The organism is Acinetobacter sp. YH12027 (genome assembly GCF_013420085.1).
Lineage (GTDB): Bacteria > Pseudomonadota > Gammaproteobacteria > Pseudomonadales > Moraxellaceae > Acinetobacter > Acinetobacter amyesii.
Map to the genome: position 1 here is coordinate 83,861 of NZ_VOYW01000003.1, position 12,002 is coordinate 95,862.

Sequence of the window (12,002 nt, forward strand, 5' to 3'; positions counted from 1 at the left end):
TTAAGTCCTGCGCTGTACTGAAGTACATTGTTGCAACATATTGTTTTTTTCATCAATCACTTGAGTCTGCACATCGAGCAAACTTAATAGCGATGGAAATAGATTATCCTGACTTAATTTTTGGCTTTTTTGTGCCATTAAACAAGTATATTGCGCTGAATTATTTTTTTGCCACGCCGGTGAAAACCACATCAACATCGGTACATGGGTTTGCTGTGACGGTGCAATTGCGTATGGAGAACCATGTAAATATAAGCCATGCTCACCTGTCGACTCACCATGATCAGACAAATACCACAGTCCTGTTTGATAGTTGTCAGTCACTTTTAAGGTGTTAATCAATTCACTCAGCACATGGTCGGTATAGATAATACTGTTGTCATAACTATTTATTAATTCCGTCGAGCTACATCCCTGTATGGCATTGCTATTACAGGTTGGCTTAAATTTTTGAAACGCTGCGGTACTTCGTTTGAAATAAGCAGGGCCATGACTGCCCATTTGGTGTAACACAATTAAACGAGGTGTGTGATCTGCTTTGGGAATCGAAGCCAAATATGCCTTCAAACCATCCACTAAGATTTCATCATGACATTCGCCATCGGCATCACACCACTTTTTCTTCAGCGCTTCAGGAAATTCATATTTTTCAACACGTGTGCATGTGCCCTTACAGCCTGAATTATTATCTAGCCACGTCACCTTATAGCCTGCACGCTGTGCAATATCGAGTAAACCTTCGCGATGACTTGCAAGCTGTTCATCATATTCGGTTCTCGGCATACCCGAGAACATACAAGGAACAGACACAGCGGTTGCGGTGCCACATGAGCTGACTTGGCTAAAATCGATAATATTTTGCTGACTGAGTTCAGGATTGGTATTTTTAGCATAACCATTCAGTGAAAAACTTTCCGCGCGCGCAGTTTCACCAACCACTAAGACCATCAATTTTGGTAAGCTTTTGGCGCTTACGTTTTCAACCATATGTGCATCTTCACCATAGTTCAGCAATGGCAAATTCTGTTTCGGTGCTTTTTTGTGATAATAGGAAAATGTCGAAGCGATACTGTTTTGTGGTGAGAGCATGCCTTTTAAGTCACGATGCTCACGAAAGATCGCAGCATAATCGACAAAATAAACAAACAGCAAAGCACCCAAAAGGATGAGCGATAGCACTATATGTAGACCCTTTTTGGCTACGACCGTGCTTAGGGCTTCTTTATGCAGTGGCAAAAGCCAGATCAATAGCACTGGCAAAATAACCAGTCCAAAGACCCAGATAAAAAATTGTGGCGAGATTAAATCCTGCACTTCCTTTACATCTGTTTGCATCATGTTCTGCACTTGGTCAGATGTAATGGTCACGCCTAAACTATTGACGAAATAGGCACTCAAGCCACCAATGATCAGCAAAACACTCGCCAAAAGTTTTGAATTCCATCGCCATTGCAGAAGTTGCATCAGCACATTATAAAGTGCCACCACCACCAGTACGGTTGCCGCTAAAAATAGTCCGGCCTTCAGACCCGTATAAGGTGTGAGCTGCTGGATTTGCTGATAAAACGCGAGGTTCAAAACCACCCCAAGCCATAAGGCAAGCACGAGGTTAAATTGACTTAAACTAAGTCTTGGAATTTTTTGCTGTATTTTAGCTATGACCTGAAGCATATGGGCATCAATTATTGATCTTTGATGCCCTAATCTAAAAATTCAAACTTAAAAATCACTTAAAATTGATCAAAACCAAGCAAGAAAAATCAAAAAAGGCGATGTAAAACATCGCCTTTTGAACAACTTAAATCAAGGTCTTAGAATTTAAATTCTAGACCTGTACCCAATACGGGTTGTTCGCTTTCATCTGGACCTTGTTCAAGTGCCAAGTAACCCGCATAGCCATATGCTTTCACTTGTTTGCTAAATGCATAATCCGCACCTGCAATGAATTGCTGAGCTTCGTAATCATCACCCACTTTATAGGTCGTAGTATTTTGACTATATTGTGCTTTTACTGTCCAAGCTTTTGCAGATGGTAAATTGTATTCTGCGCCGACTAACCAACCTTGAGCATCATCAATATTTGCTGCTTTTGATGAATTCTTAATCGCATCCTCTTCGCTAGAATATGATGATTCTTCAACTTCAGACGTTTGATATAAAGCTTTCAGTGCTAAACCACCTTCAAGATTTACACGACCGATCGCACGAACGGTATTGGCTGCCGCAAAAACTTTCGTACCTGTAACTTCAGGAATTTGAGCATTTAGGATCCCTATGCCACCAAAATTTGATGGAATGGCTTTGTCATAGGCTAAACCTGCAACAACAACGGGGCTGTCATAAACAACAGAAGCCGACCAAGCATCACCAAGACCACGACCCGCGGTTTTTACTACACCATTGTCGCTCTTAATTCCTGAAGATTCACCTGTAGCAAGCAATGCATTAACTTTAATTGCACCTTCAGCAATTTTAAATGCTGGTGATTCATAAACAACAACGTTATCTACACGATTTTCACCCGTCATGATGCCTGTAACATCAGCACGGTTACCCACGTAGTTATTGAATGTATCAACCGGACTAGACAATTGTTTTAATGGGGTATCGTGTGCACCGACTTTCAATGTACCAAGTTTCGCATCTTTCAAACCAACGAAGCGGTTACGCTTAGACCAGTCATCGCCTTCGCCGTCTGAGTTAAATGCCCATTCAATTGCATAAACTGCGCTTAAACGGTCAGTCAGTTTTTCATCGCCCTTTAAACCCAAGAAAGAACTGTTTGAACTGATTTCAACGACATCTTTATCTGAAACACCCGTTTTATTATCTTCAGGTAAATAATCAACTGACGCATCAATTTCACCGTAGAAGGTTGGTGCTGCAAAGGTTGACCCAGCCAAAAGGCTCAATGCGATAGCCGCTGCTAACTTAGTTTTCATCAAAAATTTTCCTTAAATTATTTTGTAACAGATATTACACACGCGAAACATATTACAAAATTATTAAAATAATATTTGCATTGCTCTTTTAGTGCTTTAGCTGATAAAAAACAACCAAAATCATGATTTAGAAGTGATTTTGGTCATTTTTTGATGCTTTTCCCCAAAATAGAATCGGGACTAAGCTCAATGCAGCCAAACCTGTGATCCAAAATAAATAAGTGCTATAACCCAACTGATCGGCCACTATGCCACTGATGCTATACAGCCCCCCACTCACCGTAGCCATAATGGCAACCTGAAATGTAAAGTCCGTTGCTGCAAATGCTTTACGACTATATTGCATCACCAAAGTCAGCATGATCACGAGCAGCATGGCTGAAATCATGTCTTCGGCAGCATTGATCCCATAGATCAGCCATTCATGGACGGGCCGTTTTGCCTCGAACTGCAAAGCCAGCCATGCATAGGCCAATAAACTGAATATTTTCAATACCGAATAAGAAACCAAGGCCTGCGCCCGAGAAATATACTTCAAGCTAAGACCTGCAAGCCCCGCCCCAATTAAAGCAGCCACCGCACCTAACATGGTGACATACAGACCAATTTGACTAAAACTCAATCCTAAATCGACCATCAGCGGTTTAAGTAGAGGACCTGCCAGACCATCTGCAAGCTTAAAACTCAATAAAATCATGAGCCACAGTGTGAGAGTTTTAGTTTGAGTAAAATAAGTCAGATACTGGCGAATGGCGTAGAACAAGCCTGAAGTATGTTTATGGTTGTTATCATGCTCTTGAGAGGATTTTATATTGAGCTGTGGCTTTGAAGGTTCTCGATAGAGAAAAATAGGAATCGTATTCATGAACACCAATGCCGCTAAAAACAGAAAGGTGGCTTGCCAATCCAACCAATCCAAGGCCCAAAGTACAGCACCACCGCCCACGATAAAGCCAAGTCTTGAACCAATCACCTGAAAGGTATTGCCCCAGTGCTGTTGGTCAGTTTTTAAAATATTGACAGCCAATCCATCCGTTGCAACATCTTGAGTTGCACCGACCAAATTCATACTAAGTAAAGCCACAAAAAACAGCAGCAAATACATTGGTTCATTCAAGCTTTGGATCGGCAAAAAAGACAGGAAGACCAAGACCACCACGGACAACAACTGCATTGGAATAATCCAACTCCGATAGTGCCCTTTGGACCTTGAACCATGTCGATCAATCCACGGTGCCCAAAAAACTTTGATCGACCATGGCAGCATGAGTAATCCAAAGCCACCAATATGTGCCAAAGATACACCTTGCGCTCTTAAAATCACTGGTAAAGCATGCGTCATAAAACCGACAGGTAACCCTTGCGCCCAATATAAGGAAAACAGTAAAAGATAGAGCTGACGAAGCTGGATCATAAGTTCCTAAATGTTGAATGCGCTGAAGTTACATTTAGAGTAGTCAAAATACGGCTATTTTGCCAATGATCTAAAAAAATCATCGACCTAAGATAAAGGTCAATGCTGATGCCGTATTTTTAAAGTACATCACGTCGAAAATGGATTTCACTTATATAAGAATATGCAATGAATCAAAAGACTCAATTATTTCCAGTTTTGCCCGATCAAGTTCCATCACGCGGCTCCCCCCTGAGCCGCGCTATTTTTAAAAAACTTTTTTTGGCACAAGGATGGAAATTTGACGGCGAATTTCCCAACCTTGCCAAAGCTGTGGCAATCATTTCTCCGCATACTTCTAATATAGATGCATGGCATGGTTTTCTCGCCTTGCTTGGAATCGGGATAAAAATAACCATTTTTGGCAAAAACACTCTTTTTGATACTCCCTTAAAACCACTTTTGGATTGGGTCGGCGTGATCCCAGTGCAGCGTGAAAATCCACATGGACTGACGCGTGAAATTGCTGAGATTGTCCAAGCGACAGATCAAATTTGGATTGGAATGGTACCTGAGGGAACACGAAAAAAAGCCGATAAAATCAGGAGTGGTTTTTACTATATTGCCTATGAAGCACAGATACCTATTGTGGTGTTTAGCTTTGATTATGCAAAGAAAACCATTCATTGCTTGGGTGTTTTTGAACCGAGTGGAGATTTTGAAACTGATCTCGAAAAAATTTTGAAGATATATGACGGGAAGTTTTCCCCGAAAAATCCCGAATGGTTGGCATTGCCGTTACAAAAGCACTGGAAAAAGCCCTAGTCAAATGGCTATTTTTTTGATGTGATGTGCACTTTGTATATTTAACCATCAGATTTCACCCATGAAACTTTTGCAATACCTGACTCCTAGCCTCTTTGTATTGGCACTCACTGGCTGTGATTCTGCAACCAAAACACCTGCGACCACGACACCTACACCAGCCAAAGCACGTGAACCGGTGATCGCGATTGCGCTCGGTGGTGGCGGTGCCAAAGGTTTTGCTCATATTGGCGTGCTTAAAGTACTCGAATCACATGGTATTAAACCTAAGATTGTGACTGGGACCAGTGCGGGTAGTTTTGTCGGTAGCTTGTACGCCAGCGGTAAAACACCATATCAAATGCAGCAATTGGCCTTAAACTTTAAAGAGTCCGATATTCGTGATTTAACCTTAAATAGCCAAGGCATTATTCAAGGGCAAAAACTGCAAGACTTTGTTAATAAAAACGTCGGCAATAAATCAATTGAACAATTTCCAAAGCGCTTTGTTGCTGTAGCCACCCGTTTGGATAATGGCAGTAAAACTGAATTTAACCGTGGTAATGCAGGCCAAGCTGTACGTGCATCGTGCAGCATTCCGAATGTATTTGTACCTGCGACTATTGCAGGGGTGAAATATGTCGATGGTGGTTTAGTCAGCCCGATTCCGGTGAAAACCGCACGTGATATGGGTGCAGATATTGTGATTGCGGTGGATATTTCTGCGCGGCCTGATGGTAGCAAAGCCGTAAGCATGTTTGGTTTGCTCGATCAAACCATTAACATCATGGGACAACAAAGTATTAATGAAGAACTGAAAAATGCCAATTTCGTGATTCAACCTAAAGTGGGACATATTGGCACACTCGATTTGAAGTCGAGCAATGCGACGATTTTAGAAGGTGAAAAAGCCGCACAGCTCAAAGTGAATAGCATTATTAAGGCGATCGATAACTTTAAACAGTCCCCTGCGGCCTTTAAACCAGCACCAAAAGCGAAAATATAATTCAACGATTTTTTTTATATTCATTGAGTTATACATCTGCTACATTGATATAGATACTGGTTCATCTATATCAATTCACCCTTATATAAGAGTAGATGTATGGAATTTATTTTAGAACCTTGGCACTGGTTTGTATTGGGCGTCGCTTTGATGCTTTTTGAACTAATTTTGCCGTCTTTTGCTGCGCTATGGTTTGGCGTTTCTGCAATTTTGGTTGGGATCTTATATTGGATCTTTCCATCCATGGACTTTAATGTCCAAATTGTGGTTTGGATTATTTTTGCTGTGCTCTGCACATTTTTGTGGTTCAAATTTATTAAACCTTTATCCATCGATAAAACCAAAGCAGGTCTGTCCCGTGAAGCGACGATTGGCCAAGTGGGTATGGTGATTCAAACCCAGCTCAATCATGGCAGCGTTAAAGTTCGCTTCCCGATGCCTGTTTTAGGTTCAGACGAATGGCATTGCCGTACCCAAGATGCACTTCAAGTCGGTGATCGTGTTCGCGTGACCGATATTTTAGGCAATGATTTAGTCGTCCAACTGCACAGCAGCAACCACCCCACTGACAATCCATAAATAAGTGAGAAATGACATGTCTGGTGTTTCTATTGTTTTTTTAGCGCTCTTAGTTTTTGTAGCCGTCACCATTTTTAAAGGTGTCCGTATTGTTCCCCAAGGTTATAAATGGATTGTTCAGCGTTTAGGTAAATACCATACCACGCTCAATCCGGGACTGAACTTTGTGATTCCGTATGTCGATGAAGTGGCGTATAAAGTGACAACCAAAGATATCGTCTTAGATATTCCCTCTCAGGAAGTGATCACACGTGACAACGCGGTACTGCTGATGAATGCTGTGGCTTATATCAATTTAACCACACCTGAAAAAGCAGTTTACGGTATTGAAAACTACACATGGGCGATTCAAAACTTAGTTCAAACCTCTTTACGTTCAATTGTCGGTGAAATGGACCTCGATGATGCACTTTCATCGCGTGATCATATTAAGGCTAAACTTAAAGCTGCTATTTCTGATGATATCTCTGACTGGGGTATTACGCTTAAAACTGTAGAAATTCAAGATATTAAACCTTCTCATACCATGCAAGCGGCAATGGAAGAGCAAGCGGCAGCGGAACGTCAACGTCGTGCGACAGTGACCAAGGCAGACGGTGAAAAACAAGCGGCGATTTTGGAAGCAGATGGTCGTTTAGAAGCCTCTCGTCGTGATGCAGAAGCTCAAGTGGTACTGGCAGAATCTTCACAGCGTGCAATTGAAATGGTGAGTTCAGCCGTCGGCGATAAAGAAATTCCAGTTGCGTACTTACTGGGTGAACAATACGTTAAAGCCATGCAAGATATGGCTAAATCTAATAATGCCAAAACTGTGGTATTACCTGCGGATGTACTTAACACCATTCGTGGTGTGATGGGACGTAATAACTAAATCTTCGCATTAATTAAAATGGGTCGTGACATACGGCCCATTTTTATGCCCAAAACAAAAAAGAAGGCAAAGTTTGAGAATTTATGTTTAAATTTCACGTTATTTTTTTGACGTTTTAGGACTTATCGTTCGATTTCACCTACTTGGCGTAGGCAAATCCCATTGAGTCCCCTAATTAAACGCAATTGTCCAACGCCAAAGCGGATACCGTATGAGCTCCCTGAATCCCACCCTAATTACCTTTCTTTTTTATATTGTCGCCATGGTCGTGATCGGTTTACTTGCATACCGTGCGACCAGTAACTTTTCTGACTACATTTTAGGTGGCCGCCGATTAGGGAGCTTTGTCACTGCCCTTTCTGCAGGTGCATCAGATATGAGTGGTTGGTTGCTCATGGGTCTTCCGGGTGCGATTTACCTTTCAGGTTTATCTGAAATGTGGATTGCAATTGGTCTGATCATCGGTGCTTGGCTCAACTGGCTACTTGTTGCAGGTCGTCTCCGGGTACATACCGAAGTTCAAAATAATGCCTTGACCCTACCTGACTATTTCTCAAATCGTTTTAACGATCAAAAGAAAATCTTACGTATCGTGTCTGCTGTGATTATTTTGATTTTCTTCGCAATTTACTGTGCTTCAGGCATGGTTGCAGGCGCTCGATTATTTGAAAGTATGTTTGGTATGTCGTATAGCACTGCGCTTTGGATCAGTGCCATCGCAACAGTGAGCTATGTGTTTATTGGTGGCTTCCTTGCTGTCAGTTGGACCGATACCATTCAAGCGGGCTTTATGATTTTTGCCTTGCTGCTGACACCTATCGTGGTCATGTTGTCGTTCTCGGATTTAACCCAGTTCACTCTGGCACTGGAAGCGGCACGCCCTCAAGCCATGGATGTATTTGCTGACTTAAGTTTTGTCGCAATCATGTCTTTATTAGCATGGGGCTTAGGCTATTTTGGTCAACCGCATATCTTAGTCCGCTTCATGGCAGCAGATTCTGTTAAATCGATTCCCAATGCACGTCGTATTGGTATGACATGGATGACGCTCTGCCTCGGTGGCGCAGTTGCAGCAGGCTTCTTCGGTATTGCTTATTTCCAACAGCATCCAGAACTGGCAGGTGTCGTTACAGCAAACCCTGAAACGGTCTTTATGGAATTGACTAAAATTCTATTTAACCCATGGGTGGCAGGTATCGTATTGGCTGCGATTTTAGCTGCGATCATGAGTACCTTAAGCTGTCAGCTTTTAGTCTGTTCAAGTACCTTAACTGAAGACTTTTATAAATCATTCTTACGTAAAAATGCCTCACAAAAAGAATTGGTTTGGGTCGGCCGTTTCATGGTGTTAATGATTGCGTTGCTTGCGATCTATATGGCGGGTAATCCTGACTCTAAAGTCCTTGGTCTCGTCGCATATGCATGGGCAGGCTTTGGTGCTGCATTTGGCCCACTGATTATCATGTCATTGTTCTGGAAACGTATGACATTGAACGGTGCTTTAGCCGGTATGGTGGTTGGTGCAGTCATGGTCATTCTATGGAAAAACCTCTGGGGCGATACAGGCGTTTATGAAATTATTCCGGGCTTCATCTGCTCACTACTTGCAATCATCATTGTAAGCTTAATGGGCAAAGCACCATCTGCTGAAGTCACTGAAAAGTTTGAAGAAGCAGATCGTATCTATAAAGAAAGTATTTAAGACCAATAGCACTTAAATTTAAGCTCTAAGTTTTAATATCTGCAAAAAAGGACGCCTAGCGTCCTTTTTTGTTTTTTATCATGTCATCCATTTTGATATTACTTAGATGTTTATTCACATCTGTCCCAAATGTACAAAATATAAAAATGCCCACAACACGTTACATGTGTGGGCTAATGTCTTTACTACGTCATATTAACTTTGACGATTTAATAAAAACTGCGTGATCTTGTGTAATTCTGCCGCATCTTCTGCAAAATAATCCAAAGCTTGAAGTGCTTGTGCATGTAATTCTTCTGCATATGCTTGCGCTTGATCAAGGCCCATTAACGCAGGATATGTGGATTTATCCACTTGTTGATCTTTACCCGCTGTTTTACCCAATGCTTCAGTGTCAGCAATAATATCTAAAATATCATCTTGCACCTGAAAGGCTAAACCAATCGCAAGACCAAATTCACGGAGTTTAGGAATGGCTTGATCTGTGCCATTAAATATTGTCACTGCCGCCATCATGATTGCGGCAGAAATTAAAGCACCAGTTTTATTTCGATGAATATTTTCTAGTTCATCCTGACTGACATGCTTGCCTTCCGCTTGTAAGTCTAGAACTTGGCCATTGACCATTTTTGAAGTTGCAGTCGCTAAAATTTGCATTTGCTTCAAGATGATCGGCGCTTCAACGGCTGGGCCTTGATCAAAGAGACGGCTGCCTAAAACTTCAAAAGCCATCGATTGTAAAATATCGCCAGCAAGTAAAGCCGTATCTTCACCAAAAGCCACATGACAGGTTGGTTGACCACGACGGAGTAAATCGTTGTCCATACACGGCAAATCATCGTGTGCCAATGAATAGCAATGAATAAATTCAATCGCCACAGCAGCACGGCGTACGGCTGCAAAATTGGTATTGGGTTTTAACGCTGCTGTTGCATAACAAAGTGCCGGTCGAACGCGTTTTCCACCCAACATCACAGCATGATACACCGCCCCTTTTAAGGGTTCTGGAATTGAAAATGCATCAAGCGCTGTCAGTAAATCCTGCTGAATACGCTGCTGCGCTTCTGTCAGGGCATGTGTGGAAACGTCTGTTAAAGAAGACACATTCACCTCAAATACTTTAAATATTTAACTGCTTCGTTCATTAGCAAATCGACTGCCAATGTTTTCTGTCAATTTTGACCTGTTGCATCATACTGCTTTCTCAAATCTTTCTCTATGTTACGGCCTAAATCTATGTGTTTTTCCCACAGTCTGATGGTTTTTTAAATGTCGTTTCCTCAAATAGCGCCACATTTTGTCCATCATTAAAACAGGTACAATTTTTCGAGCCTTTCTTGGCTTGATACAAAGCCTGATCGGCACGTGCCAATGTTTCAAAAAATGACTCTGTACCATCCCACAAGGCCACTCCGCATGAGATACTCAGTTGTAAAGCCTTATCCGCATAATTCATCGAAGAAGCATAGATTTGCTCACAACATTGTTGAGCAATCGAACATGCAGTCGATATAGCCGTGCGTGGCAAAATCATTGCAAACTCTTCCCCACCCATGCGATATATTTGTGCATCTGCATGTTGACTAATTTGCATCCTTAAAAGCTGCGCACTTTTTCTTAAAACTTCATCGCCAAACGCATGACCGTAGATATCATTGATTTGCTTAAAATTGTCTAAGTCGAGCATCATCAAACAAATTTCATCTGCTTGTTCGACCGCGAAGCTTTTTTGCCACTGAGAAAGGTCTAAATCAAAACCTCGTCGATTTCTTATCCCTGTCAGATAATCAAAATAAACTTGTTGTTCGAGTTGTTGGTTATGTTTCAACAGCGATAATTCGACTTGCTTTAAATTTGTAATGTCCGCACAGCACAACAGCACATGTTCCAAATCGCCACTTTGTTGAAACTTTGGTTTGAACGTGAACCAATAATGCCGTTCATTTTCACTATACATAAAGGGTTCAATGCTATCGTTCTCTAAACAGCGTAAATCAAACTCAGAACTTGTGGCTTTGGTTTTTTGCTGCATCACGGACACATGATTCAATACAATCTCTTGTAAGTCTGACTGAAATCGATGTTTAAATATTTGATTGGCGCATATCAGCTCAGCTGTCGCAGAAAATAACGCAGCAGGCATTGGCAACGCTTCTAATACAGCTAATTGTTCAGTAGGTAGGTCCGATTTTATCAAATGGAGCGTAAAACTCTGTCCTTCAGGTCAGAGATATAAGCGACACGACATGAAGTGTCGTTTGATTTAACTAAGGACTATTTTCCTTGAGTTTTGATTGTTAATATAAGTACATGAAAACCCTTAAATTACGTATAAAAGACAAACATTGCAAGGTGTTAGACCAACTAGCATCAGAAGTGAACTTCGTCTGGAATTATGTCAATGATTTAGGGTTTAGGCATTTGAAGCGGAAAGGTGAATTTCTCTCTGCTTTTGATATTGCCAAATATACGAAAGGCACATCCAAAGAATGTAATTTACATAGTCAAACCATTCAGGCTGTAACTGAAGAATTAGTCACCCGAAGAAAGCAATTTAAAAAAGCAAAGCTGAAATGGCGTGTCAGCAATAAAAAATCAGCAAGGCGCTCTTTGGGATGGGTTCCCTTTAAAAAGGTGGCTATCAAATATGCCAATGGATATGTCCAGTATGGAAAACACCAATTTAAGCTTTGGGATAGCTACGG

Annotated in this window: 10 protein-coding genes and 1 pseudogene; 6 read left to right on the top strand and 5 right to left on the bottom strand. The window is 41.5% G+C overall.

All coding sequences use genetic code 11. The annotated features are described in order from the left end of the window. The 3 genes from FTT94_RS00940 to FTT94_RS00950 all read right to left on the bottom strand — a co-directional run bounded on the left by FTT94_RS00940 (position 1) and on the right by FTT94_RS00950 (position 4,356). Positions 1 to 1,671 (bottom strand): phosphoethanolamine transferase, encoded by a 1,671-nt coding sequence (locus tag FTT94_RS00940; RefSeq protein ID WP_180170052.1) that lies wholly within the window; start codon positions 1,669 to 1,671, stop codon positions 1 to 3. 140 nt (positions 1,672 to 1,811) lie between these two features. Then, positions 1,812 to 2,942 (bottom strand): porin, encoded by a 1,131-nt coding sequence (locus FTT94_RS00945; protein WP_180170053.1) that lies wholly within the window; start codon positions 2,940 to 2,942, stop codon positions 1,812 to 1,814. Between the two features lie 127 nt (positions 2,943 to 3,069). Beyond that, positions 3,070 to 4,356: an MFS transporter gene (locus FTT94_RS00950; protein ID WP_180170054.1), complete on the bottom strand. Its 1,287-nt coding sequence runs from the start codon at positions 4,354 to 4,356 to the stop codon at positions 3,070 to 3,072. A 168-nt stretch (positions 4,357 to 4,524) separates the two neighbouring features. Between FTT94_RS00950 and FTT94_RS00955 the strand changes: the two genes are divergently transcribed. The 5 genes from FTT94_RS00955 to putP all read left to right on the top strand — a co-directional run bounded on the left by FTT94_RS00955 (position 4,525) and on the right by putP (position 9,297). Continuing rightward, entirely contained in the window at positions 4,525 to 5,160 is a 636-nt protein-coding gene (locus FTT94_RS00955) for a 1-acyl-sn-glycerol-3-phosphate acyltransferase (RefSeq protein WP_180170055.1), read from the top strand. Positions 5,161 to 5,221: 61 nt separating this feature from the next. Then, positions 5,222 to 6,145 carry a patatin-like phospholipase family protein gene (locus FTT94_RS00960; RefSeq protein ID WP_180007429.1) on the top strand — a complete coding sequence of 308 codons (924 nt, stop codon included), beginning with the start codon at positions 5,222 to 5,224 and terminating at the stop codon, positions 6,143 to 6,145. A 99-nt stretch (positions 6,146 to 6,244) separates the two neighbouring features. After that, on the top strand, positions 6,245 to 6,724 hold the full coding sequence (locus FTT94_RS00965; RefSeq protein ID WP_078189968.1) for an NfeD family protein: 480 nt from the start codon (positions 6,245 to 6,247) through the stop codon (positions 6,722 to 6,724). 16 nt (positions 6,725 to 6,740) lie between these two features. Continuing rightward, entirely contained in the window at positions 6,741 to 7,595 is an 855-nt protein-coding gene (locus FTT94_RS00970) for an SPFH domain-containing protein (protein WP_078189969.1), read from the top strand. Positions 7,596 to 7,806: 211 nt separating this feature from the next. Next, a complete protein-coding gene (gene putP, locus FTT94_RS00975; protein WP_078189970.1) occupies positions 7,807 to 9,297 on the top strand; it encodes a sodium/proline symporter PutP in 1,491 nt (496 codons plus the stop codon). Between the two features lie 195 nt (positions 9,298 to 9,492). On the opposite strand, the gene FTT94_RS00980 is transcribed toward putP, so the two are convergent. Next, entirely contained in the window at positions 9,493 to 10,401 is a 909-nt protein-coding gene (locus tag FTT94_RS00980) for a polyprenyl synthetase family protein (RefSeq protein WP_168379257.1), read from the bottom strand. Between the two features lie 130 nt (positions 10,402 to 10,531). Further along, positions 10,532 to 11,494, bottom strand: a complete 963-nt coding sequence (locus FTT94_RS00985) for a GGDEF domain-containing protein (RefSeq protein ID WP_180170056.1) — start codon at positions 11,492 to 11,494, stop codon at positions 10,532 to 10,534. Positions 11,495 to 11,607: 113 nt separating this feature from the next. Here FTT94_RS00985 and FTT94_RS00990 point away from each other — a divergent pair. Then, positions 11,608 to 12,002 (top strand): annotated as a pseudogene (locus FTT94_RS00990) (RNA-guided endonuclease TnpB family protein); the annotation flags it as partial.